The 24,188-nt window shown below is 63.3% G+C and carries 25 protein-coding genes and 1 tRNA gene; 7 read left to right on the top strand and 19 right to left on the bottom strand.

The features are described from left to right. Positions 1 to 504: 504 nt before the first annotated feature. The 8 genes from rplL to SO180_RS02765 form a co-directional block, all read right to left on the bottom strand. Complete coding sequence (gene rplL, locus SO180_RS02730) at positions 505 to 882, bottom strand: 50S ribosomal protein L7/L12 (RefSeq protein WP_027520973.1); 378 nt, start codon at positions 880 to 882, stop codon at positions 505 to 507. A 54-nt stretch (positions 883 to 936) separates the two neighbouring features. Next, positions 937 to 1,455 (bottom strand): 50S ribosomal protein L10, encoded by a 519-nt coding sequence (gene rplJ, locus SO180_RS02735; protein ID WP_283036052.1) that lies wholly within the window; start codon positions 1,453 to 1,455, stop codon positions 937 to 939. A 581-nt stretch (positions 1,456 to 2,036) separates the two neighbouring features. After that, positions 2,037 to 2,990: a 2-hydroxyacid dehydrogenase gene (locus SO180_RS02740; protein WP_449377288.1), complete on the bottom strand. Its 954-nt coding sequence runs from the start codon at positions 2,988 to 2,990 to the stop codon at positions 2,037 to 2,039. Between the two features lie 93 nt (positions 2,991 to 3,083). Beyond that, positions 3,084 to 3,776 (bottom strand): 50S ribosomal protein L1, encoded by a 693-nt coding sequence (gene rplA / locus SO180_RS02745; protein ID WP_449377289.1) that lies wholly within the window; start codon positions 3,774 to 3,776, stop codon positions 3,084 to 3,086. 6 nt (positions 3,777 to 3,782) lie between these two features. Then, the gene (rplK, locus tag SO180_RS02750; RefSeq protein WP_027554142.1) at positions 3,783 to 4,211 is read right to left on the bottom strand and encodes a 50S ribosomal protein L11; all 429 of its coding nucleotides are present in this window, start codon (positions 4,209 to 4,211) and stop codon (positions 3,783 to 3,785) included. Positions 4,212 to 4,344: 133 nt separating this feature from the next. Beyond that, positions 4,345 to 4,902, bottom strand: coding sequence for a transcription termination/antitermination protein NusG (gene nusG / locus SO180_RS02755; RefSeq protein ID WP_027520977.1), 558 nt, complete (start codon positions 4,900 to 4,902; stop codon positions 4,345 to 4,347). Then, positions 4,902 to 5,093, bottom strand: a complete 192-nt coding sequence (gene secE, locus SO180_RS02760; protein ID WP_027520978.1) for a preprotein translocase subunit SecE — start codon at positions 5,091 to 5,093, stop codon at positions 4,902 to 4,904. Before secE ends, nusG begins: the two co-directional genes overlap by 1 nt. Positions 5,094 to 5,463: 370 nt before the next feature. Next, positions 5,464 to 5,539, bottom strand: a tRNA-Trp gene (locus SO180_RS02765). A 147-nt stretch (positions 5,540 to 5,686) separates the two neighbouring features. Between SO180_RS02765 and SO180_RS02770 the strand changes: the two genes are divergently transcribed. Beyond that, on the top strand, positions 5,687 to 6,910 hold the full coding sequence (locus SO180_RS02770; protein ID WP_449377290.1) for a serine hydrolase domain-containing protein: 1,224 nt from the start codon (positions 5,687 to 5,689) through the stop codon (positions 6,908 to 6,910). Between the two features lie 178 nt (positions 6,911 to 7,088). Here SO180_RS02770 and SO180_RS02775 read toward each other — a convergent pair whose 3' ends face one another. Both SO180_RS02775 and SO180_RS02780 read right to left on the bottom strand, forming a co-directional pair. Further along, positions 7,089 to 7,856 (bottom strand): SDR family NAD(P)-dependent oxidoreductase, encoded by a 768-nt coding sequence (locus tag SO180_RS02775; RefSeq protein ID WP_449377291.1) that lies wholly within the window; start codon positions 7,854 to 7,856, stop codon positions 7,089 to 7,091. A gap of 67 nt (positions 7,857 to 7,923) precedes the next feature. Next, positions 7,924 to 8,622: a histidine phosphatase family protein gene (locus SO180_RS02780; protein WP_449377416.1), complete on the bottom strand. Its 699-nt coding sequence runs from the start codon at positions 8,620 to 8,622 to the stop codon at positions 7,924 to 7,926. 137 nt (positions 8,623 to 8,759) lie between these two features. Between SO180_RS02780 and SO180_RS02785 the strand changes: the two genes are divergently transcribed. Next, positions 8,760 to 9,545, top strand: a complete 786-nt coding sequence (locus SO180_RS02785; protein WP_449377292.1) for an SDR family NAD(P)-dependent oxidoreductase — start codon at positions 8,760 to 8,762, stop codon at positions 9,543 to 9,545. A gap of 337 nt (positions 9,546 to 9,882) precedes the next feature. Next, a complete protein-coding gene (gene argE, locus SO180_RS02790) occupies positions 9,883 to 11,061 on the top strand; it encodes an acetylornithine deacetylase (protein ID WP_449377293.1) in 1,179 nt (392 codons plus the stop codon). A gap of 96 nt (positions 11,062 to 11,157) precedes the next feature. Here argE and SO180_RS02795 read toward each other — a convergent pair whose 3' ends face one another. From SO180_RS02795 to SO180_RS02805, 3 genes are all read right to left on the bottom strand, one after another. After that, positions 11,158 to 11,499: an NIPSNAP family protein gene (locus tag SO180_RS02795; RefSeq protein ID WP_449377294.1), complete on the bottom strand. Its 342-nt coding sequence runs from the start codon at positions 11,497 to 11,499 to the stop codon at positions 11,158 to 11,160. Between the two features lie 435 nt (positions 11,500 to 11,934). After that, positions 11,935 to 12,993, bottom strand: coding sequence for a phosphotransferase family protein (locus tag SO180_RS02800; RefSeq protein ID WP_449377295.1), 1,059 nt, complete (start codon positions 12,991 to 12,993; stop codon positions 11,935 to 11,937). A 59-nt stretch (positions 12,994 to 13,052) separates the two neighbouring features. After that, on the bottom strand, positions 13,053 to 14,291 hold the full coding sequence (locus tag SO180_RS02805; RefSeq protein WP_449377296.1) for an acyl-CoA dehydrogenase family protein: 1,239 nt from the start codon (positions 14,289 to 14,291) through the stop codon (positions 13,053 to 13,055). A 320-nt stretch (positions 14,292 to 14,611) separates the two neighbouring features. Between SO180_RS02805 and SO180_RS02810 the strand changes: the two genes are divergently transcribed. After that, positions 14,612 to 15,274: a TetR/AcrR family transcriptional regulator gene (locus tag SO180_RS02810; protein WP_449377417.1), complete on the top strand. Its 663-nt coding sequence runs from the start codon at positions 14,612 to 14,614 to the stop codon at positions 15,272 to 15,274. Between the two features lie 6 nt (positions 15,275 to 15,280). Here the strand turns inward: SO180_RS02810 and SO180_RS02815 are convergent, their stop codons facing one another. From SO180_RS02815 to SO180_RS02835, 5 genes are all read right to left on the bottom strand, one after another. Continuing rightward, a complete protein-coding gene (locus tag SO180_RS02815; RefSeq protein ID WP_449377297.1) occupies positions 15,281 to 15,673 on the bottom strand; it encodes a Rid family hydrolase in 393 nt (130 codons plus the stop codon). Positions 15,674 to 15,776: 103 nt separating this feature from the next. Next, complete coding sequence (locus SO180_RS02820; protein ID WP_449377298.1) at positions 15,777 to 15,992, bottom strand: hypothetical protein; 216 nt, start codon at positions 15,990 to 15,992, stop codon at positions 15,777 to 15,779. 318 nt (positions 15,993 to 16,310) lie between these two features. Continuing rightward, on the bottom strand, positions 16,311 to 17,189 hold the full coding sequence (locus SO180_RS02825) for a beta-keto acid cleavage family enzyme (protein ID WP_449377299.1): 879 nt from the start codon (positions 17,187 to 17,189) through the stop codon (positions 16,311 to 16,313). A gap of 221 nt (positions 17,190 to 17,410) precedes the next feature. Next, entirely contained in the window at positions 17,411 to 18,640 is a 1,230-nt protein-coding gene (locus SO180_RS02830; RefSeq protein WP_449377300.1) for a CaiB/BaiF CoA transferase family protein, read from the bottom strand. 129 nt (positions 18,641 to 18,769) lie between these two features. Continuing rightward, complete coding sequence (locus SO180_RS02835; protein ID WP_449377301.1) at positions 18,770 to 19,975, bottom strand: MFS transporter; 1,206 nt, start codon at positions 19,973 to 19,975, stop codon at positions 18,770 to 18,772. A gap of 186 nt (positions 19,976 to 20,161) precedes the next feature. Here SO180_RS02835 and SO180_RS02840 point away from each other — a divergent pair, with 186 nt between their 5' ends. Further along, complete coding sequence (locus SO180_RS02840) at positions 20,162 to 21,388, top strand: hypothetical protein (RefSeq protein WP_449377302.1); 1,227 nt, start codon at positions 20,162 to 20,164, stop codon at positions 21,386 to 21,388. 6 nt (positions 21,389 to 21,394) lie between these two features. Here the strand turns inward: SO180_RS02840 and SO180_RS02845 are convergent, their stop codons facing one another. Next, positions 21,395 to 22,129: an NUDIX hydrolase gene (locus tag SO180_RS02845; RefSeq protein ID WP_449377303.1), complete on the bottom strand. Its 735-nt coding sequence runs from the start codon at positions 22,127 to 22,129 to the stop codon at positions 21,395 to 21,397. A 92-nt stretch (positions 22,130 to 22,221) separates the two neighbouring features. Here SO180_RS02845 and SO180_RS02850 point away from each other — a divergent pair, with 92 nt between their 5' ends. Further along, the gene (locus SO180_RS02850) at positions 22,222 to 23,268 is read left to right on the top strand and encodes an SPFH domain-containing protein (RefSeq protein ID WP_449377304.1); all 1,047 of its coding nucleotides are present in this window, start codon (positions 22,222 to 22,224) and stop codon (positions 23,266 to 23,268) included. Then, positions 23,252 to 24,187, top strand: a complete 936-nt coding sequence (locus SO180_RS02855) for a diacylglycerol kinase catalytic domain-containing protein (protein WP_449377305.1) — start codon at positions 23,252 to 23,254, stop codon at positions 24,185 to 24,187. Before SO180_RS02850 ends, SO180_RS02855 begins: the two co-directional genes overlap by 17 nt. The last annotated feature ends 1 nt before the right edge of the window (position 24,188 follow it).

The raw sequence follows: 24,188 nt of genomic DNA on the forward strand, positions 1-24,188 counted from the left end.
GTGGCCTCTCATTTCGGCGCCCGCCCTGGGCGCGCCTTCCGGGCCACGGCTGCCACCGCTCCCCGGGTTGAATTTTTCGAACCCGTTTTGAGGATCGGAAACTCAGTCTCGGACCGCCAAAGTCCTGAACCGTTCTTCAGACCTTCAAAACGCAAAACGACGCGCGGGGCGCGGAGGCGCACCCGCCCGTCACAACGATCGTCTTCACGGACTGCAAAAGCCCGAAATAGCCTGCTCTCCCAACGGCTTGCGGGAAACTCCGCCTTCCACGCCCACCGTGCTTTCGTGCTGTCGACCCGATATGGGGCGACAATAGTGGAGATTCGAGGGGTAAGCCCTCAAATCCCCACACTTTTTCGTGTTCGGCCTGCGTCGGAACGTCCCGTCGCACGCCTTTTGCATCCAGCCCGCCTGCCGAGGCCGGAAACCCGACCACCGACCTTGCGGGCCAAGATCCCGGGTCTCGCTGTCGCTCGCCCGGGATCTCGCTCAAATAAGCTTCGCTTACTTGAGCTCGACCTTCGCGCCAGCCTTCTCGAGCTGGGCCTTGATCTTGTCGGCTTCTTCCTTGTTCACGCCCTCCTTGACCGGCTTCGGGGCGCCCTCGACGAGATCCTTCGCCTCCTTCAGGCCCAGGCCGGTGATGGCGCGGACTTCCTTGATGACCTCGATCTTCTTGTCGCCGGAGGCAGCGAGAACGACCGTGAACTCGGTCTTCTCTTCAGCCGGAGCGGCGGCAGCGCCACCGGCAGCCGGGCCAGCCACCGCGACGGCGGCAGCAGCGGACACGCCCCACTTCTCTTCGAGGAGCTTGGCGAGTTCAGCGGCTTCGAGCACGGTGAGGCTCGAGAGGTCGTCAACGATCTTCTGCAAGTCAGCCATTGTATTGTTTCCTTAAGTGTAAGTCTGGTTCGGGTTTGAGTTTTGCGAAGGGCGTCAGGCCGCTTCGCCCTTTGAGGCATGAGCCTGAATGACGCGTGCGAGCTTGCCCGCCGGCGCGTTCGCGAGCTGGGCGAGCTTGGTCGCCGGAGCCACGATGAGGCCGACGATCTTGCCGCGCAGTTCGTCAAGCGACGGCAGCGAGGCAAGCGCCTTCACACCATCGACATTCAGGACGGTCTTACCCATCGAGCCGCCAATGATGACGAACTTTTCGTTCGCCTTGGCGAAATCGATGGCGACCTTCGGCGCCGCTACCGGATCGTTCGAAGTTGCGATCACGGTCGGCCCCTTCAACATGGGGCCGATGGCAACGACGTCAGTGCCTTCAAGAGCAATTTTGGCGAGACGGTTCTTCGAGACCTTCACCGAGGCACCCGCCTGCTTCATCTGCTGGCGCAGCTTCTGCATCTGGGCAACGGTGAGGCCGGAATATTGAGCAACGACCGCGACGCTCGTGGTCTTGAAGACCTCATTGAGCTGTTCGACCGCTTCCTTTTTTGCCGCTCGTTCCACAGCAAGCTCTCTCCGGTTGGCGGTCATCGCGCGAAAGGCGGGACCGCCGGGTTGCACCCGTCGTCCCACCCAAACCTGAACCTCTGGGCCAAAACCCCAAGGACACGCCGGGCAAGACGACAATTCAAAGCCTGCCCTCCCGGAACCCTTGAGGGGCCCACGGGGTGTCGAGGTCCGAACCAAACCCATTTCGAGCCGCCCAGAGGTGGCTGCGAAGTGAAATCCGGTCTTCACCCGTCTATGCAGGCCATGCGATTAAGCCATTGGAAAATCTAGATTTCCCGCTGGCGCCTGCAGTCTTGGACAGGACGAGGCCAGCCGGCATGCCGGTTGACCTCTGCCCGCATTCCACCAACTTGATGAGGTCGCTTCCTTTTCGGACAAATCCTTGCGGACGTCCTGAGAAGGAATGATCTCCTATCGTGTCGGGTTTTCGGAATGCGTGCACAGACACGCCAGCAACTCGCCAGCACGTCCGGAGGCGGTTCTTTAACCGCTCTTGACGGCCTTGCCAAGAGCAAAATTCACACCAGTTCCAATCGATTGGCGCGGACACTTGGCGTGGCAGCGAACTGGCCGATTCAGACCAGTTTGACCGCGTAAGGCAGCGGCCGCCCCTCAAAGAACGCGGTCAGGTTCGCCAGTACGCAGTCCCGCATCGCGATGTGGGAGTCCAGGGTGTGGCCGCCGATATGCGGGGCGAGCACCACATTGGGCAGCACCGTCAGTGCGTCCGGCGCGTGCGGCTCCTTCGTATAGACGTCGAGGCCGGCGCCGGCGATGGTCTTGTCGGAGAGCGCCGCCACGAGTGCTTTCTCATCAATGACCGAGCCGCGGGAGATATTGACGACATAGCCGTCCTCGCCCAACCGCTTGAGGATGTCGCCATTGACGGCGTGATGCGTCTCGGCGCCGGCGCGCACCGCAATCATGAGCACGCTGCACCAATCGGCGAGCGCCTCCAGCGACGAGAAATATTGGTAGGGCACGTCGTGGCAGGAGCGGCTGAAATAACCGACCTCGCTTTCGAACGCCGTGCAGCGCGCTGCGATCTTGCGGCCGATCTCGCCCATGCCGTAGACGCCGATGCGGCGACTGGGCATGCCGGCCTGCGGCCGCATCATCAGTGAAGGTCTTGACGCGGCCCAATCGCCGCTGCGGACGTATTGATCCGCAACCAGGATCCGGCGGGTGGCGGCGAGCATCAAGGTCATCGCGATATCGGCGACCGAGGCCGCATTGGCGCCAGGGCTGTGGCCGACCGCGATGTTGCGCGCGGCAGCCGCCTTCAGGTCGATGCCGTCATAACCGGTGCCGTAGCAGACGATCGCCCCAAGATTCGGCAAGACGTCCATTGCCGCCGCGCCGAGCGGCGTGGCGCCTCCGGCCAGCAGCGCACGGACGCCACCTAGCGCATCGCTTGAAAACACCTCTTGCGCCGGCTTGCCAGCGGTGTCGAGCAATTCAAATCGCTCGGCGAAGGGCGCCGTCATCGTCTTCGGGAAGCGCGAGTAGATCAGGACCTTGTCAGCCATTGTTATCGCTTCCCGCGAACGACGCCTCACAAATGGCAGGGGCGGAATCGGTTGCCCAATTCCGCCCCTGTCCGCATTTCCAGATCTATTGCCTTAGCCGAGGATCGTGCCCGGCTCGACCTTCACACCCGGGCCCATGGTCGAGGACACCGCGACGCGCTGGATGTAGGTGCCCTTGGAGCCGGCCGGCTTCGCCTTGGAGACCGCGTCCGCGAGTGCCTTGACGTTCTCGACCAGCTTCTCCTCGGAGAACGAGGCCTTGCCGACGCCGGCCTGCACGATGCCAGCCTTCTCGACGCGGAACTCGACCGAGCCGCCCTTGGCGCCCTTCACGGCGCTGGTGACGTCCATGGTCACGGTGCCAATCTTCGGGTTCGGCATCAGGCCGCGCGGGCCGAGCACCTTACCGAGGCGGCCGACCAGCGGCATCATGTCGGGAGTCGCAATACAACGGTCGAAGTCGATGGTGCCGTTCTGCACCTTCTCGACCAGGTCCTCGGCGCCGACCACGTCGGCACCGGCGGCCTTGGCTTCGTCCGCCTTGGCGCCGCGGGCGAACACGCCCACGCGCAGGGTGCGGCCTGTGCCGTTCGGCAGGTTCACGACGCCGCGGACCATCTGGTCGGCGTGACGGGGATCAACGCCGAGATTGATCGCGATCTCGATCGTCTCGTCGAACTTCGACTTGGCGCGCTCCCTGACCATCTTGATGGCTTCCGCGAGCGGGTAAAGCTTCTCGCGATCAACGCCCTCACGGGCCTTTTTCAAACGCTTTCCGATTGCCATGGCCCGTTACCCCGCAACTTCCAGACCCATCGAACGGGCGGAGCCCTCGACCATCTTCATGGCCGATTCAATGGTGTCGCAATTCAGGTCCTTCATCTTCTTCTCGGCGATCTCGCGCACCTGCGCCTTGGTCACCTTGCCGGCCTTGTCACGGCCCGGCGCCTTCGAACCGGACTGGATTTTTGCAGCCTGCTTGAGGAAGAAGGACATCGGCGGCGTCTTCATCTCGAAGGTGAAGGAACGGTCCGCATAGATGGTGATGATCACCGGGATCGGGGTGTTCTTCTCTTCCTTCTGGGTCTGGGCGTTGAACGCCTTGCAGAACTCCATGATGTTGAGACCGCGCTGACCAAGCGCGGGACCGATCGGGGGCGAAGGATTCGCCGCACCGGCCGGGACCTGAAGCTTCAGGTATCCGGTCACTTTCTTTGCCATGTATCACTCCTGTTGTGCCGGCCTTTCGGCCAGCGGTTTCAGGTTCGTGGTCGGGATCAGTTGCGGCTGGCGACCGCCCCTCTCCTCCCACGGCCCATTTTCGCGCCAAGCTTTCGCTTCGCGCGTAGTTCGGTCAGACCTTCTCGACCTGACCGAATTCCAGTTCGACCGGCGTTGCGCGGCCGAAGATCGACACCGCGACCTTCACGCGCGAGCGCGCCTCGTCGATTTCCTCGACGACACCTGAGAACGATGCGAACGGACCATCGGCCACGCGCACGTTCTCGCCGATCTCGAACGACACCGACGCCTTCGGCCGCTCCACGCCCTCCTGCACCTGGTGCAGGATGCGCATCGCCTCGGCTTCCGAGATCGGCATCGGCTTGTTTTCCGCGCCAAGGAAGCCCGTGACCTTCGGCGTGTTCTTGATCAGATGAAACGCCTCGTCGGTCAGCTTCATCTTCACCAGCACATAGCCCGGGAAGAACTTGCGCTCGGCGTCGATCTTGCGGCCGCGGCGCACTTCCGTGACCTTCTCGGTCGGCACCAGCACCTGCTCGAAGAGTTCCTCGAGGTTGCGCTGCTTGGCCTGCTCACGGATCGATTCGGCGACCTTCTTCTCGAAGTTCGAGTACGCGTGAACGATGTACCAGCGCTTGTCGGACGATTGAGTTGCTGCGGCTGTTGCCATCAGTGAATGCCCAAAAGAAGGGTGACGAGATAACGGATGATCTGGTCGGCGGCGAAGAAGAAGATCGACGCCAGGGCAACCATGACGAACACCATGATCGTGGTGATCGTCGTCTCGCGACGGGTCGGCCAGGTGACCTTCGCGGTCTCCGAGCGCACTTCCTGCAAGAACTTGAACGGGCTGACTGCCATCGTTGATGTCCAACGTCCGTCGTGAGACGAGAAAAGATTTAAAGGGATCCGAACAGCCGCCGTCTGCCCAACCCTCTTCGCTTGAAGGATGAGCCGGAAACCGGGCTCGATTGTTCGGGGATTTCAAGGCCGCGCCGGAGATCCGCGTCTAACGGGCCGGCTGCAGGTGGCGGGTATCTACTGCGGATGGGGGCAAAGGTCAAGGTGCGGGCAAGCCTTCCCGTCAGGCCCTACTCTCGGGCAGCCATACGAGAGCCGATCAGGATCAAGGACTTATCGGGCCACGATGAAGCTTCGTCGCAGCTTCATGGCTGGGCTTGCCCTGCGTCACCGGTGATCGATGCTGTCGGATTTGGCTGGCTGACTTGGCTGGCAGGAGTGGCAGGGCTCGAACCTGCGACCCCCGGTTTTGGAGACCGGTGCTCTACCAATTGAGCTACACTCCTACGGACCTGCGTCACCACGGGTCAGGCCGCTTTCAAGCACAGGGGGCGGCCGGTTTGCAAGGGAGAAGCGCAAGCGAGGCGCTTGTTCACACCGCGCCTTCCGGGTCACAGTTCATCCTGAACCAGAACAACAACCCGGACGTGACAATGAGCGCTCAAACCGCCTCGAAGCCGAAGATCGCCGTTCAAACCCCGCCTTTGCCGGAGGCGAGGCCCGAAACGCTAGGTCTGTCGCGCCCCCGCCTCCAGGCGATGTCGGATGCCTTCAGGCGCGAGATCGACAAGGGAACCGTTCCCGGCGCGACCGTGCTGGTGGCCCGCCGTGGCCAGGTCGGCTGGTTCGAGGCGCTCGGCCGACAGACTCCTGCCGCCACAGTGCCGATGGCGCGTGATTCGATCTTCCGCATCTTCTCGATGACGAAGCCGATCGTGTCGGTCGGCATCATGACGCTGGTCGAGGACGGCCATGTCCTGCTCGGCGATCCCCTCGCCAAGTACATCCCCGAATTCGCCAACCCGCAGGTCGGCGTCGTCAGCGGTGGCAAGCTCGAGCTGGTTCCGGCCCACCGGCCGATCACGGTCCAGGATCTGCTCCGCCACACCTCCGGCATCACCTACGAGCACCAGGGCGACGGCCCAGTGCACAAGCTCTATCAGGAGTCCCGTGTCCGAAGCCGCAAGATCTCCAACGCCGAGCACGCCGCCCTGGTCGCGAGCTTCCCGCTGGTCTGCCAGCCCGGCGCGGAGTTCAACTACAGCCGCTCGACCGACATTCTTGGTCGCATCATCGAGGTCGTCAGCGGCAAGTCACTTGGCGCCTTCCTGGGCGAACGTATCCTCGGCCCCCTTCAGTTGACCGAGACCGGTTTCTCGACCGGCGAGGCCAACGCAGCCCGCCTCGCCGAGCCCTTCCCCGCTGATCCCTGGACCGGCGACAAGATCGTCCTCTTCAACATGCTGGAGCGGCCGGCGATGGAGTCCGGCGGCGGCGGTCTGGTCTCGACCGCAATGGACTACGCCCGCTTCGCGATGATGCTGCGCAACGGCGGCACACTGGACGGCGCGCGCATCATCGGCCCCAAGACGCTGGAGCTGATGGCCTCCGATCACCTCGGTGCAAGCGTGAAGGTCAATGGTACACTGCTCGCACCCGGTCACGGTTTCGGCCTCGGCTTCGCCGTACGCAGGGACGCCGGCATCGCGCCCTTCCCTGGCAGCGTCGGTCAGTTCTTCTGGAGCGGCATCGCCGGCACCTTGTTCTGGATCGACCCGAAGGAGGATTTGATCGCAGTGTTCATGACGCAGGGCCCGGGCCAGCGCGACTACACGCGGACGTTGGTGCGAAATCTCGTGTATGCGGCGGTGGAGTGAGCCGACGCTGCCGCAACATCCTCGGTGTCATGCCCCGCGAAGGCGGGGCATCCAGTACTCCGCGGCTGGAGTTGGTTTACCCAACCACCGCCGCGGAGTACTGGATCGTCCGCCTTCGCGGACGATGACTGAGTGAGGGCGGCTTGCTTGCCTTTTCCCACTTCCGCACGCGAACGCGTCAACTAATCGTCGCGCCGCCGTCGATGACCATGGTCTGGCCGGTCATGAAGTCGCCGGCCTTCGATCCAAGGAACACGGCAGCGCCCGCGATCTCGTCGGGGATGCCGATGCGCAGGAGCGGCGAGCGCGAGGTCGAGGCCTTCAGGTTCTCCGGATTGTCCCACAGTGCCTTGGCGAAATCGGTCTTGATCAGGCCGGGCGCGATGCAGTTCACGCGGATGTTGTGCTTGCCGTATTCGCAGGCCAGATTGCGCGCGAGCTGCATGTCGGCAGCCTTGGAGATCGCGTAGGCGCCGAGAATGGTCGACCCTTTGAGGCCGCCGATCGAGGAGACGATGATGACCGAACCGTCTTTGCGCTCGATCATCTGCGGCACCACCATCGAGATCAGCCAGTTATTGGCGACGATGTTGTTGTCGAGGATCTTTCGGAACTGATCGTCGGAGATGCCGGCGAGCGGACCGTAATAAGGGTTCGAGGCGGCGTTGCAGACCAGCACGTCGATCTTGCCGAAGGCGCGGTTGCTCTCGTCGACGAGGTTTTGCAGATTTTCCTTCGAGGAGATGTTGGCCGCGATCGCTACCGCGGTCCCCTTGCCGAACCTGTCGTCTATTCCCTTCGCGACCTCCTCGCAGACGTCGGCCTTGCGCGAGGAGATCACGACCTTAGCGCCGTGCTCGGCCATACGCTCCGCGATCGCAAGCCCGATGCCGCGCGTCGATCCCGTGATGACGGCGACTTTTCCCTTCATGTCGAACAAGGTCATGTTTTTCTCCCAGAATTGACGACGTTGGTTTGATGCGTGAGCCGCGGCCGCGCTCGGCGGCAATGGCTCACGCGAGCTTCTTGACTTCCGGCCCTGCAGGCTGGTGCATCGCGTTGTGCCTGTCGTCCGCGATCCACGGCTGCTGGTTCACCATCGGCAGGCGCCAGACGACGCGCTCTGCTGTTGCGAAACGATCGAGCCGCGTCACCGAGACATTATCGATATCGAAGGAGAGCCCCTTCTCAGGCTCGCCGCCGAGCGCAAGCCCCAGCGCCGCCTTGATCGTGCCGCCATGCGTAACCGCGATCACGTCCTGCCCCGCCCGCTCGCGATTGATCCGTTCGATCGTGCGGCAAGTGCGGTTGTAGAGATCCATGAAACTCTCGCCTCCTGGCGCGGGCTCGTTGATGTCGGCGAACCAGCTAGTGCCCGCGGGGCGGCTCGCGACGAAGGCTGCACGATTCATGCCCTGCCAGTCGCCGAGATTCTGCTCGGCGAAATCCGCTTCCCACGTCATGCTGGCTGGCTTCGGAAAGCCGGCCGCCCAGATCGCCTCCGCCGTCTGATGCGTGCGCATCAGATTGCTCGAGTACCAGACTGCATTGCGCGGCAGGATCTTTGCGACCGCCTCGAACACCTCCAGGTCGCTGGTGTCGCAGGCGAGATCCTTCTGACCATAGATGTTGCCGCCGTCATTGCGCACCGGCGCATGACGGACCCACCACCACCGCGTGGTGACGACTTTGGACCTGTCGGAATCGGACATCATCGAAACCCTTCCATCCCGTTTGATGTCGCTGTACGTGAGTAGCGAACGTGTCTCAAGACACTTTGCCGTTTGAAATTCTGTTTGAAATTCCGCCGCGCGGCAAGCGTCGCGTGAAAGCTACAAGGGAGAAACGCATGGGCCGTCTGCAAGGCAAATCCGTCATCATCACCGGCGCGGGCAGCGGCATCGGCCGCGCGGCCTCGCTGCTATTCACGAAAGAAGGCGCAAGACTGATCGCGGTCGATCGCACCGAGGGCGTGAAGGAGACGGTCGAGGAGATCAAGCGCGCCGGCGGCACCGCTGAGGCCGTGATGGCTGATGCGGGTTCCGAGACGGACGTCATGGCCGTCATCGACAAGGCGGTGAGGACGCATGGCCGGCTCGACGTGATCTGGGCCAATGCCGGCGTCTCCGGCGGGCTCGTGCCGCTCGCCGAGCAGACGGTCGAGCATTGGCAGGAGGTTCTGCGCGTCAACCTGATTGGTCCCTTCCTCGCGGTGAAGTATGCGATGCCGCACATGGTGCAGCAGCAGTCGGGCGCGATCGTGCTGACGGCATCGGTCGCGGGTCTCAAGGCTGGTGCGAGCGGTCATCCCTATGCCGCGAGCAAGGCCGGCGTGATCAGCCTGGTGCAGACCACAGCCTATTCGCTCTCCGGCACCGGTGTGCGCATCAACGCGGTGTGCCCCGGACTCATCGAAACCGGAATGACAAAGCCGATCTTTGACCGTGCGAAGGAGCGCGGTACCGCCGACAAGATCGGCCAGCTCAATCCGCTCAAGCGCCCCGGCCAACCGCACGAGCTCGCGGCGATGGGCTTGTTCCTGGCAAGCGACGAGGCGTCGTATGTCAACGGCCAGGCTTTCCCCGTCGACGGTGGCCTCACGGCCTCGATGCCGTATACGGGCAAGCCGGTTTAGCTTTCTCGTGCCCCGGACGCTGCGCGACAGCGATGCGCTGTTGAGCCGGCCCATGCTTCCGACGACACGGCCGGAGCGTGTAGGGTGGGCAAAGGCGCACTTGCGCCGTGCCCACCATTTTTTCCACGAGGAAGTATACGCGGTGGGCACGCTTCGCTTTGTCCACCCTACGATTGCCGAGACCAAGCATCTAAGCGATGTCTTTTTCTCGAAAACAACCCCATGCAAAGTAGGATCGCCCCAGACTACCGGCAGGTGATTTGCCCGACGGGCGCCACCGTTGGTATGGTTCGTGCAGGCGGCAGAGCTGCCATCCTCCCTTCCCAAGAACCCGACAATGACAAGCCAAAGACCCGACCGTATTCGCAAACTGCTCGCCGACCTCGTTGCCTTCGATACCGTCAGCGATCGCTCCAACCTTGCCCTGATCGCCTACATCGAAAGCTACCTCGCATCCCTCGGCATCAGCGGACAGCGGATCGTCGACGAGACCGGGCAGAAGTCCTCGCTCTGGGTCACCATTGGCCCGAACGACCGTCCCGGCTTCGTGCTGTCGGGGCATACCGACGTGGTGCCGGTCGTGGGCCAGACATGGACCCACGATCCGTTCAAGCTGATCGAGCGTGACGGCCGTCTCTACGGACGCGGCACCACCGACATGAAAGGCTTTGTCGCGGTCTGCCTTGCGATGGTGCCAGAGATGGTCGAGGCGAAGCTGACAACGCCGATCCATCTTGCGATCTCCTATGACGAGGAGATCGGCTGCGTCGGCGTGCGGCCGATGCTGCGCGAAGTTGCCAAGAAGCCCGTCACGCCGCTCGGCTGCTTCGTCGGCGAGCCGACCGAGATGAAGGTCATCATCGGCCACAAGGGCAAGCACGGCGTGCGCGCGACCTTCAAGGGTCTCGCCCGCCACTCCTCGATAGCGCCCGACGGCGTCAACGCCATCGAATATGCGGCCGAGCTGATCACCGAGATCCGCCGCCGCGCCGTCGCGCTTGCCGCAAAGGCGGAGCAGGACAGCCTCTACGACGTCCCACACGCGACGCTGCTCACCAGCATCGTGCATGGCGGCGCCGCACTCAACATCGTGCCGGATACGTGCACCGTGGAGTTCGAGTGCCGTGGGCTTGGCATCACTGAGTCGCGAGAGGTGACGGACGCGATCGTCGCCTGGGCCAAGGCGGAGATCGAGCCGGCGATGAAGAAGCGGCATCCCGAGTGCGGCATCGATTTCGCGGAGATTCTCGACTATCCCGCACTCGACATCCGGGCCGACGACACCATCGTCACGCTCGCCAAAAAGCTCGCCGGCCGCAACGACCACGCCAAGGTTGCCTTCGGCACCGAAGCGAGCCTGTTTGCCAGCATGGCCGATATCCCCTCGGTGGTGATCGGCCCAGGTTCGATCGCCCAGGCGCACACGCCGGACGAGTTCGTGGAGATGTCGGAGCTCGAGAAGTGCGGTAAGTTTGTCGAAAAGCTGATCGCGCATTGCGCGAAAATGGGGGCGTAACTGGCGCAGCGTAGCCCGCATAAGCGAAGCGACATGCGGGATCAATTCCCCGGGTATCGCTGCGCTCACCCGGGCTACGATACTTGCGCCGCGCCGCTAACGCAACAAGCTTCGTGACGGTGAATAATCCACCGGCGCAAGCAGCCGATCCTCGATCTGGCCGACCATCAGCCCATGCTCGGCGTGCGTCACGCGCTTGATCTCGGACCACTCGGTGTCCGCCATGAAGGCAGCCCAGGCGGCAGCCTTGGTCGCTTCGTCCGGCCACTCCAGCAGATAGGCGAACTCAGTTCTGTCGCCGAGCCTGGTTTCCCACATCGCCACGATCTGGAAGCCGTATTTACTTCGCATGATGCGCGCGGCGTGATCGCGAAACCGGGCGTGAAACGCAGTCTTGTTCTTCTCAAAAATCTCGTAGATGCGCAGTTGCTGGATCATGACCGTCTTCTGATGAAGGAGATAGGGACGAAGCGCCGACTCGCAACCGGCAAGTCGCAGAGGGCAAAGCGACTTGTCCGCCGTAGCTCGAAGAGCGAAGGCGGAAGCGTGCCCGTCTGCGCCTCGGCTCCGGTCGCGGCCAGTGCGTAGGGTGGGCAAAGCGAAGCGTGCCCACCACTTCTGTGTACGTATAAGCGGTGGGCACGGCGCTGACGCGCCTTTGCCCACCCTACGAGAGCTGGACGGGTTTCAACAAACTCGTCATTGCGAGGAGCGGAGCGACGAAGCAATCCAGACCGTCGCCGCGGATACATTCCTGGATTGCTTCGCTTCGCTCGCAATGACGGAGAATGCCGGAACGTTCGCGAATCACAACAACAAAAGAAAAAAAGCGCGGCTCAATCGAATCGCGCCTCTTATTTCGTCTGGCGTTCCCTAAACCGCGCCCGCCTTCTGCGCGTACTCCCATGATGCCTTCGACAGCGGCACGGTGCGCTTGGCGGATTCGAGCGCTTTTGCATTCGCGGCGGTGCCGTCGCGGATTCGACCCGCGATTCCCTGCGTGATGCCCGCGAGGCGGAAGAGATTGTACGAGAAGTACCAGTTGAGATCAGGCACGCTCATCCCGGTCGCGTTGCAGTAGATCTGCGCCGCTTCTTCCAGGCTCGGAATGTTCAGCGCCTTGATGTCGGCGCCTTCAAGCCCCGGCATGATCCACTGCATCAACAGATAGGTGAAGTCGGCCATGGGATCGCCGAGTGTCGACAACTCCCAGTCCAGCACCGCCTGCACGCGCGGTTCCCTCGCGTGGAAAATCATGTTGTCGAGGCGATAGTCGCCATGGACGATCGAGACGCGCGCCTGCTCCGGCACGGTGCGCGGCAGCCATTCGGCAACCTTCTCGAACTCCGGAATGTGCTGGGTCTCGGAGGCCCGGTACTGCTTGGTCCAGCGATCGATCTGCCGCGCGAAATAATTGCCGGGCTTGCCGAAATCGCCAAGGCCGATCGCGGCGGGATCGAACATGTGCAGCTTCGCCAGCGTCTCGATCTTGCTGGTGAAGATTCGTCGGCGCGCGTCCGGCGTCTGGCTCGGCAGCGTCGGATCCCAGAACACCCGGCCCTCCTCCATCGACATGATGTAGAAGGCAGCGCCGATGATGCCGTCGTCCTGGCAGAGCGCATAGGCTTTCGCGACCGGAAAGCCCTGCTTTCCGAGCGCTGCGATGACGCGATATTCGCGATCGACCGCATGCGCCGACGGCAACAGTTTGCCGAATGGTTTTCGGCGCATCACGTAGGAACGGCCGGGCGTATCGAGCCGGTAGGTCGGGTTGGACTGGCCGCCCTTGAATTGCAGGACGACCAGCGGGCCCTGATAGCCTTCGACGTTCTCGCGCATCCAGGTCTCGAGGCGCAGCTCATCGAAACGATGCCGCTCCTCGACGGGCTTGGTGCCCGAGAACTCCTCATCTTTCCTGACGCCGTCAGCCACGATGACGCTCCCTCACGGTCTTCTCGATCTTATTCGGGAACGCCGCCGGGCACTCCCTTTTAGTGCTTGGGAGAGTTTGCATACTTCCGGATTTCAAGTCTGGCAATGGCGCGATTGTGCACCTCGTCCGGACCATCGGCGAGGCGGAGCGTGCGGATGCCCGCATAGTCCTTGGCAAGACCGGCTTCATCCGAGACGCCCGCGCCGCCAAAGGCCTGGATCGCCTGGTCGATGATCTTCAGCGCCATGTTGGGAGCTGCGACCTTGATCATGGCGATCTCGAGCTGCGCGGTCTTGTTGCCGACCTTGTCCATCATGTCGGCGGCCTTGAGGCACAAGAGGCGGTTCATCTCGATGTCGGTGCGGGCCTCGCCAATGCGCTGCTCCCACACCGAGTGCTCGATGATCTTCTTTCCGAACGCGGTGCGCGACATCAGCCGCTTCACCATCTTCTCCAGCGCCTCCTCGGCCTTGCCGATGGTGCGCATGCAGTGATGGATGCGGCCGGGGCCAAGGCGGCCCTGCGCGATCTCGAAGCCACGACCCTCGCCGAGCAGCAGGTTCGACGCGGGAACGCGGACGTTCTCCAGCAGAACCTGCGCATGGCCGTGCGGCGCGTCGTCGAAGCCGAACACCGGCAGCATCTTCTCGACCTTGATGCCGGGCGTGTCGAGCGGCACCAGGATCTGCGACTGCTGCTGATGCTTGGCGGCGTTGACGTCGGTCTTGCCCATCAGGATCGCGATCTTGCAGCGGGGATCGCCGACACCGGACGACCACCATTTGCGGCCGTTGATGACGTAATGATCACCGTCGCGATCGATGCGGGTCTCGATGTTGGTGGCATCCGACGAGGCAACCGCCGGCTCCGTCATCAGGAAGGCGGAGCGGATCTCGCCGTCCATCAGCGGACGTAGCCATTTGCGCTTCTGCTCCTTGGTGCCGTAGCGGAACAGCACTTCCATGTTGCCGGTGTCGGGAGCCGAGCAGTTGAACACTTCCGAGGCCCAGGAGATGTGGCCCATCTGCTCCGACAGCAACGCGTATTCGAGATTGGTCAATCCCGCGCCGTGAAATTCGTCGTCGTCATGCTCCTTGGACGGCGGCAGGAACATGTTCCAGAGGCCTTCGGCCTTGGCCTTCTTCTTCAGATCCTCCAGCACCGGAATGACCTTCCAGCGCTCGCCGCTGTGATCCTGCTGATTGTAGACGGGAACAGCGGGGCGCACGTGCTTGGTCATGAAGGACTGCACGCGTTCGAGCCATTCCTTCTGCTTGGGGGACATGTCGAAGTCCATGGGACGCTCCTCGTTTCTCTCTTTGAACGATCTTTTTGCCGGACTGTCCTCCCGCCTCGCGCGGCCCGCAAGCACCTTGCGGAGCGCTTGGGAACTCCAGGTCGCAATTGCGAACGGCTCCCGATTGCGGATTGACTTTTCCCGGCCTTCAAACGATAGTTTCATACAACTGTTTGAATTGCAACTCCCTCCGGCGCGCGCCCCTCATCGTCATTCCGGGGCAGCCCGCAGGACTGAACCCGGAATCCGGAAGTTGTGGCGCGAAATTCCGGGTTCGCGACTTCGTCGCGCCCCTGAATGACGAGAAAAGGCTCTCAGCCATGGCCAGTGATCAGACCAGATCTGCCATTCTCGCCGCCGCCGAGCGGCTCTACGCCGACCGTGGCTTCGGCGACGTGACGCTGCGCGACATCGTCGCCGAGGCCAACGTCAACCTGGCTGCCGTGAATTACCATTTCGGCTCGAAGGACGAATTGATCGCCGAGTTGTTCGTGACGCGGAGCATCGCGCTCAATCGCGAGCGGCTGGCGGAACTCAAGGCAGCGGAAGACCAAGGCGGCGGCCGCGCGCCGATCGAAATGATCCTGCGCGCCCTGGTAGGCCCGACCCTGCACGGCTGCCTGGGGCCGGCGAACCAGCGTTCCACCGCGGCGCGGTTCATGATCCGCGCCTCCATTGAATCGGTGCCGCCGATCCGCCGCATCAAGAACCGCGAGATCGACCACTTGCGGAAATTCGCCGCCGCGATGCGCCGCGCGCTGCCCGACCGCAGTGATGAGGAGATCTATTGGGGCCTGCACTTCGCTCTGGCCATGGCGCACCACACCATTCGCGAAAGCGAGCGGCTGACCAAGCTGTCGGACGGCAAATGCGACCTCGACGACGTCGAGGGCATCATCGAGCGCGTGGTGAGCATGGCGGTGATGGGGCTGACCACCGGCAAGGCGGGGAGCAAGGCGCCCGCGAAGGTCGCTGCGCGCTAAGCCCCGTTACATCATCGCGATGCAGTCGATCTCGATGTCGAACGGCCCGGTCCATTCGGGAATGCAGACGAATATCCGCGCCGGCGGTTGCTCCGGGAAGTAGCGGGCGTAGACGCCGTTGAAAGTCGCAAAATGCTTCGCCGACGTGCAATAGACGTTGCACTTCATGACATTGTCGAGGCCGGCGCCGGCGGCCTCGAGGCAGAGCTTCATCTGCTCCATGACGAGCTCGCTCTGCCGCTCGATCGAAGCCGCTGCGATCTCCCCTGTCTGGGGATCGAGCGGCGGCAGCCCCGACACGAATATCATGTTGCCGGCGCGCGTCACCGGTGAGGCCGGCGCCTTCCAGCGGTCGAGAAAGGTCGAGATCGGCTCGACGCGAAGCGTTTCGCGTTTCATGGGCGGTTACCTTCGTCTGTAAACGTAACGGCAGCAGCCTACATCATCTCAAGGCTGCGACGTTTCGCTCAAGATCGAAGCGTGCTCGCGAGCTTCCCCCTGACTACATCCTCTGTGGCATCTCCTCGGCTTCTTCCTTGGCGAGCAGCAGCAGCATTTCGATGCCCATGTCGCCTTCCTGCGGCGAGCGGATGAACTTGATTTCCTCAGCCGACTTTTGCAGCGCTGCGACGATCGCCACGGCCTGGTTGGCCGTCGCCGCCTCGGTCGCCAGGACAGCCTTCTGGTTCTTCACTTGATAGCCGATCGTGTAGGACATTCGAATCCTCCCTGCCGGACATCAGTTCGTCAGATGAAGAGATCGAATACGAGTCCGGATTGCGACGAAAGCCGGGGCAACTACGGATCATCTGTGGACAATGGAACGAAAGGCCCCTCACCCTTCCGTTGTCTCTCAACGGTTCACTGGAATGTTCGGGTTCCGGCATCGCTTTGATTGCCGTCGGCGAACTCGCCGGTGAAGCGCGCCGAGAGTTCCGACTGGCGGCGCGCTCCTTCCTCGCCGTAACGTCGTGGCTAGCAGCACAGAGTTGTCTCGAGATGACATCGACCCGCGCGGCGGGGCTGACGGCGGGCGTCAGGCGAGCCCGAGCATGGCGCGCGCGTCGTCCGAGCTCGCGACTGTCGCACCGAGGCTCTTCAGGATCGCAGCCGCATGCGCGACCAGCTCGGCATTTGTCTTCGCCAGCACACCCTTGGACATGAAGAGATTGTCCTCCATGCCGACTCGGACGTGGCCGCCGAGCAGATAGGCCTGCGCGACCATCGGGAATTCGGCGCGGCCGATGCCGAAGCCGGACCAGATCGCACCCGGCGGCAGCAGACTACGGGCATAAAACATCGTCTCCGACGTGGCGGAGAAGCCGTACTTCACCCCTAACACGAGGGAGAACAGGCCCGGCCCTTTCAACGTGCCGTCGGCAAGGAGGTCGCGCGCGAGGTGACAGTCGCCGGAATCGAACAGCTCGATCTCCGGCAGCACGCCGGCCGCCTTCATCCGCTCGGCCATGATGCGGACGTTGCGCGGGGTGTTGATTACGACCTCGCCGCCGGAGTTCATGGTGTTGAGATCGAGCGTGCAGATGTCGGGCCTGAGCAGCTCGATATGCTCGACGCGCTTTTCCGGCTGGACCAGAGTCGTGCCAGGGCCGGCGATACGGGGATCGTCGTGCGAGGGAACATAACGTCCGCCTGGCCCGGTGGTGAGATTGATGACCAGGCTCTTGTTGCGGGCGCGGATGCGCTCGATGACCTCGCGGTAGAGATCGATCGACATCGACGGACGCCCGGTCGCGGGATCGCGCACGTGGATATGGGCGATCGCTGCGCCGGCTTCTGCCGCTTCCAGCGCGGATGTCGCGATCTGCTCGGGCGTGATCGGAAGATATGGCGATTGCTCGGGCTTCGTGAGATTGCCGGTGATCGCGCAGGTGATGATGGTTTTGCCGGTGGTCATCGATTCTCCTTCACCTCTCCCATCGGGAGAGGTCGGCATAGGCGGCCTCAGGGCGCCGTTCCAAGAAGACGCCGATGCTTGCATCGGCCACGGCGCCCGGTGGGGGTTACGCACTCTGGTGAGACCTGAGCCCCTCACCCGATTTGCACTCGACGATGCTTCGCATCGCGAGGAGCAAATCGACCTCCCCCCGCCGGGGAGAGGTGAAGGGGAGATCGCTGCTAGATCACGCCCTGCTTCTTCAAGGCCTCGATTTTCCCAGGATCATACCCGAGTTGTTCGCCGAGAACCTCCTGCGTGTGCTCCCCAAGCAGCGGCGGCGCGCGATAGTCCGTCACGGGGGTCTCCGAGAACGTCAGCGCGTTGCGGATCAGCGACAGTTCGGGCTCGAACTTATGGTTGACCTTCACCCGCATGCCACGCGACTGGACGTGCGGATCGCTAAACACCTGCTCGAAATTGTTGATCGGACCTGACGGCACGCCGGCCTCCTCCAGCTTTTCAAGCCAGTAGACCACCGGCTTCTTCAGGAACAGACCAGCGAAGATCGCCATGATCTCCTTGCCGTGCACGACGCGGTCGTTGTTCTTGATGAAGCGCTTGTCGCTCGCAAGCTCGGGCTCACCCAGCACGGCGCATGTCCGCTGGAACTGACCGTCATTGCCGACCACCAGCATCAGTTCGCCGTCGGTGCAGCGGAATACGCCGGCCGGCATGCCACCATTGCCCCAGGTGCCGCGGCGCGGCGGTGTCTTGCCGTTGACGAGGTAGATCTGTAGCCAGTGCGACAACGATGCGATGACGGTATCGAACAGGCAGACGTCGATGTGCTGTCCTTCCCCACCATTGACGTCGCGATGGTAGAGCGCCGAGAGAATTCCGATCGAGGTGTTCATGCCGGTCATGTAATCGACGATCGACGGGCCGACCTTCATCGGGCCCTCGCCGGGCTCGCCGTCGATATGGCCGGTGACGCTCATCAGGCCGCCCATCGCCTGCAGGATCGCATCATAGCCGGCGCGCGGGGCGTAGGGTCCGGTCTGGCCGAAACCGGTCACCGAGCAGTAGATGATGCCGGGGTTGATCGCCTTGATCGTCTCGTAATCGAGGCCATAGCGCTTGAGATCGCCGACCTTGTAGTTCTCCATGAAGACGTCGACGTCCTTGGCGAGCTCGCGAATGATCGCCTGCCCTTCCGGCTTGGCGATGTTGACGGTGACCGACTTCTTGTTGCGATTGGCGCAGAGGTAGAAGGAGTTGTTGTTGTTCTGCTTGCCTTCGGGGTCAGCGAGATAAGGCGGGCCGAAGGCGCGCGCGTCGTCGCCGGTGCCGGGCCGCTCGATCTTGATCACCTCCGCGCCGAGATCGCCGAGCATCTGGGCCGACAAGGGCCCGGCGAGCACGCGCGTAAGGTCAAGGATCTTGATGCCTGAGAGCGGCAAGGCCGACATAAGGTTTCCTCCGGGAACTGGTGTTGGCGCGGCGGCCGAGGCCGGGCCGCGCTCCCTGCGGATACACTATTTCGAGCCCGCGAGTCCTGCACTGGCGGCATGCCACCATCGTAGGCTCGTCTTACGACATCACACCGCGGCAGCCGTCGCGGCCCGTGGCCGGCGGCGGCCAAGAGCGATCAGGATCAACACCGTTGCGCATGAGCAGAGCATGGTCAGGCCGAGCAGGCCGCGACTGCCGAAGTGGACCAGCAGGGCTGCGAGAATCGGCGGCGACACGGCGGCGGCGAGGTTGACCGGCATGGCGATCATCGACATCGCCTTGGCGAATTCGGTCTGGTCGTAGAAGACGAGCGGGATCGTCGCCCGCGCCACCGCCATCGCGCCGCTGCCGAGGCCATAGAGCAGGATGAAGAGCGTAACGACCCAATATGCGCCGTTGCCGGCCATCAGAAGCAGCATGGCAAGCGGCAGCGCCGTGCCCGCGACCAGCCCGGTCGTGATGCCGTCCCAGCGTCCGCCGCCGAGGAAATCGATGCCGCGCGCGCTGACCTGGATCACGCCCAGCATGGAGCCGAAGCCGACGGCCTCCGCCGGCGAGAGCCCCTCGGCCTTCAGGAGCTCGATGAAGATGGCGCTCAAGCCGAAGTTCACGAATGCGTTGAGCGCGACCGCTGATACCACGAGATGGAAGGTGCGCCTGGGCACCGGAGACGGCGGCACGTCTCGCGCCTTCGCGGTGACCTCCTCGCTCGCCTTGCGCCGGCGCGGTGCACCGAAGGCAAGGAGCGGCAAGCAGACGACGACCATCATGGCCGCATAGATCAGACACGTTCCGCGCCAGCCGACGAGGCTGCTCAGGAACGACGTCGCGGGCCAGAAGAGGCTGTTGGAAAGGCCGGTCACCAGCATCAGCGCGCCGATCGCGCTCTTTGCGCGCCGGCCGGCAACCTCGTTCAGCATGATGTACGCGCCGGTCGAGAGCGTGGCGCTGCCGGCCACACCGAGAATGATCCACGACGCGAAATAAAGTATCGACTCCTGCGCGAAGGACAGCAGCACAAAGCCCGGCGCGGTCACCAGCGTGCCCACCATCATCACACGGCGCGCGCCATGCCGCGTGAAGGACTTTGCGAGCCAGGGCGCGCACAGCCCCATCGCCACGTACAGAACCGACGTTCCCGCGAATACCGCCGGAAGGCTCATATTGAGATCGGCTGCGAGATCGCGGCCGACGATGGCGGGAAGCCCGATCGTCCCCCATCCGACGAGTTGGGTGACGGCGAGCACCGCCATGACGCCAATCAGCTTCGTATCGAATTTCAAGCGACGCATTCCGCCCCGGGGCCGGATCCGACCGATCCGGTCATTTCCGGATACACCATCTCCACCCCGCTCTGCACTGCGAACGCGGTATGACCCTATCCGCCACAATGCCATTGACATGACGACAACGGCCATCAGCGCGATTTGACAGCCCCGCGCGTCGCGGGCAACTCTTGCTCGTTTCGAGAATCACTGATGTCTCACGCCGAGTATGCTCCCAAACAGCTCCCAGTCCTCACGAGACTGGCGATAGCGCTGCGCCGGATTCCGGCGGTTGAATTTGCGTTGGCGAAATTCAAGTCGCTGCTGCGTGGTCGAACGAACGACGAACCGCTTGTCGTCAGCGAGTTTCAGGCACCGGCTGCGGACCTCACGAAGGACGACGTTGCGCGCGGCGCGATCGAGACGGAAACGGTTGAACCCGACACCGTGCAGGCGGCTCCCGATGGAACCGAGGCCGCGGCGGCCGAGCCCGTCGAGACCGACACGGTCGAAGCTGAGGAAATGGAGGCTCCTGCGACGGATGTCGCAGAGACCGCAACAGCGGAGACTGGCGCTGCCGAGATCGATGCAGATGAGCCGGTCACGACAAGCAACCGCGATGCTGTCTCCTCTGCAATCACGTCCGACGATCTCTCCCGGAGTGAGATCGAGGCCGTTGAAAGCGATGAGCTTCCCGTTGAGGCCGAGATAGCTGAAATCGAATCTGCTCAGGCGCCTTTCGTCGCAATCGAATGCGCCGAGGCCGACGCGGTTGAGGCCGAAACAATCGAACCCGTCGCGCTTTGCGCTGACGACGTTACGGCGCATGTCGCGCCATCAGAGGACTCATGTGAGGCTGTTGCTACCGGGTCCGGCGTTCTCCCGCTCGATGCTGCCGAGGCCGACATTATCGAGGTCGACGCGATTGAGACGGCGCCTTTTGAAACCAAGGCCGAGAGCGACGCCACTCGGCCCGATGTGCTTGAGCCCGAGGCAGTCGAGGCTGCCCCGACGCTGATCGAAACTTTCGAGACCGACGCGGTCAATTCCGATGCCGCAGAGACTTCCGAAGCCATCGCTGTCGAGACGGACGTGGTTCAACGCGACCTCGTCGAGACCGATGCCGCCGAAGCGGCCCCAGTCGAGGCTGTCATCGCCAAAGCCGACATCGCCCCGGCCGCCGTCACGAAATCCGACGATCCCTGTGATCGGGAGACGCTTATTCGCAGGCGCTGGAAGGAAACCGGGATCAGGATGTGGCGTGGCACTGGACAGTCCGTGCTGTGCATTCAAGGTCGCATCGCGCTGCTGCCGCCGAAGCCCGGCGAGACGATGCCGGGCTACGACAGGCTAGAGTTCAGGCTGATCAACGGCCTCATCATCTGCGAAGGGTTCGTCGTCGATCCACCGGAACCGCCGCGACCTAGCCAGTTCGCGTAAGACCGCTCACTCCGGCGGATTGAACGTGCGCACGAAATACACCGGCTCCCTGCCCTTCTTCAGGCGATAGAGCTGCGCCGGGCGGTTCGGGCCACGCCGCATCTTGGCGATCGGCTCGATCATGTCGGCTGCGAGAATCCGCGTGCGGAAGGCGCTCTTCTCCAAGGGACGGTCCAGCACGATCTCATAGACCCGCTGAAGATCAGGTAGTGTGAATTCCGCCGGCATCAGGTAGGCCGGCAGCGAGGTGTATTCGACCTTGTTGCGCAGGCGCTCGACGGCTGCAGTGAGTATCTCGCCGTGGTCGAAGGCGAGCTTCGGCTTGATGCTGCCGGCGACGATCGGAAACCATTGCGCGTCGGGTGCGAGTGCGGCCCGACCCGCCTCCTCCGGCATCAGGGCGAAATAGGCGTGCGTCGCCGACCAGCCACGCGGATCGCGGATCGCGCTGCCCCAGCTTCCGAGCTGCTCGAGATAGGGGCTGGTCACGCCGGTCTTCTCCTTCAGCTTGCGCACCGCGCAGGCCTCCAGATCGCGGTCCTTGGCGATATCGACGAAGCCGCCCGGCAGCGCGAAGGCGAGCGGGAACGGCTCGCCAGCGCTGGCCGGCCGCTGCACCAGAAGGACGTGGAGGCCTTCGTTCCGGATCGCGAAGATCACCACGTCGACCGTGGCCAGCGGTCGCGGGAAATCCAATTGTCCCGAACTTTCAATGTCCTGGGCCTGGTCTTTCGGCGCCATTGTGACCTCCCTCTCCTGCCGCTTGACAGTAGCCAACTTAGTTGTACAGTGCAACTTACTTAGTTGCTCAGAACAACTTACTAGGGAAGACTATGTTCGGCGTCAGGTTCATCAAGGCCCAGCCCACCACTTATCTCATGAAGTACCGCGCCGGCACCGTCGTCGCCGAGGGCGCGGGACTATCCGCGTTCTATTACGCGCCGGCCACCTCGCTCGTCGCCGTCCCCATCGGCAGCCGCGACGCTTCCTTCATCTTCCAGCAGATCGCCCGCGACTTTCAGACCCTCACCGTCCAGGGCCACGTCACATATCGCGTCAGCGAGCCGAAGAAAGCGGCCTCGATGCTCGACTTCACGCTGAAGAGCGACGGCAAGACCTATGAGACCGACGACCCCGAGAAACTGCCGCAGCGCATCCTCGGCACGGTCGAGGTACTGGCCCAGCAGGCGGTGAAGGAGCTGACCTTGAGGGAAGCCCTGCAGGCCTCCGACCGCATCGCCGACATCATCGCGACCGGCTTGCGGGCCCGCGCCGACATCGCCTCGCTCGGCCTCGAAATCCTCGGCGTCTCCATCCGCGGCATCAAGCCAACGCCGGACACGGCCAAGGCGCTGGAGGCCGAAGCGCGCGAGGCAATCCTGAAGAACGCGGACGAAGCGATCTTCGCGCGCCGCAATTTTGCGGTCGAGCAGGAGCGCGCCATCCGCGAGAGCGAGCTCGACACTGAGATCGCGGTCGAGCAGAAGAAACGCTCGATCCGCGAAACGCAGATGGACGCGGAAGCCAGCGTCGCCGCCAAGAAGAACGAGCTGCGCCAGGCCGGCATGGTCGCGGACATCGCCCTCGAAGGCAAGCGCAAGGACTTTGTCGAGCTCAACGCCGAGAACACCCGCACGCTGGCCGACGCCGAGGCCTATCGCGTCGGCGCGCTGATGAAGATTTTTGAGGGCGTCGATACCCGCGTGATCCAGGCGCTTGCCTCTGCCGGAATGCAGCCGGGCCAGCTCATCGCGCAGGCCTTCACCGGCATTGCCGAGAAGGCGGAAAAGATCGGCCAGCTCAACGTCTCGCCGGACCTGCTCAGCCAGTTGATGGAGAAGCCCAGGGCGATGGAGGCCGCCAATGCCCGCCGGCAATGACCGCAAGATCGTGCTGGTGACGCGCAAGACCAGGCTGGAGGACCTGGTCGCGCGTTACCTGACGGCGGCGCAGGCGCGCTTCTATGTCGAGCATCTCGGCGCCGACTTCTCCGACTATGAGCGCGAGCACGAGGTCTATCACGCGCAACAGCGCCTCGCGCTCCAGGCGCTGGAGCAATGGGGTCGCTACCAGGTGATCGAGCGCAGCTTCTTGCCGAACTTCATCTTCGCGCCCTCCGACATCGTGGTCGCACTCGGCCAGGACGGCGTCGTCGCCAACACCATGAAATATCTCGACGACCATCCGCTGATCGGGCTCAACCCGGATCCCGCGCGCTACGACGGCATTCTCCTGCCCTTCGCGCCGCGCGACCTTGCAAAGCTCCTGCCCGAGGTCGCCGCTGAGGAGCGCGACAGCCAGGCGGTGACGATGGCAGAGGCCCGGCTCTCCAATGGTCAGGTGCTCCATGCCGTGAACGACCTCTTCATCGGCGCCCGCACGCACACCTCCGCGATCTACGAGATTGCGACCGGCGAGACGAAGGAGCGGCAGTCTTCGAGCGGGCTCATCGTGTCGACCGGACTCGGCTCGACCGCCTGGTTCAAGAGCATCGTTACCGGCTCGTTCGCGATCGCAGGACAGTTCGGCCAGCCGTCGGAGCCTACCGCCTACGCCGCCCTGCCCTGGGATGCGCCGGAGCTGCGCTTCGCGGTGCGCGAGCCGTTTCCCAGCCGCAACTCGCAAGTGAGTCTCGTCTGCGGCTCCCTCACCTCCTCAGGACAACTACGCATCCGCTCGCTGATGCCCGAAAACGGCGTCATCTTCAGCGACGGCATCGAGGCCGATCGCCTCGAATTCAACGCCGGCGCCGAAGTCGCGATCGGGATCGCGGCGCGACGGGGACGGCTGATCGTGTGAT

It is taken from the genome of Bradyrhizobium sp. UFLA05-112 (assembly GCF_053572325.1).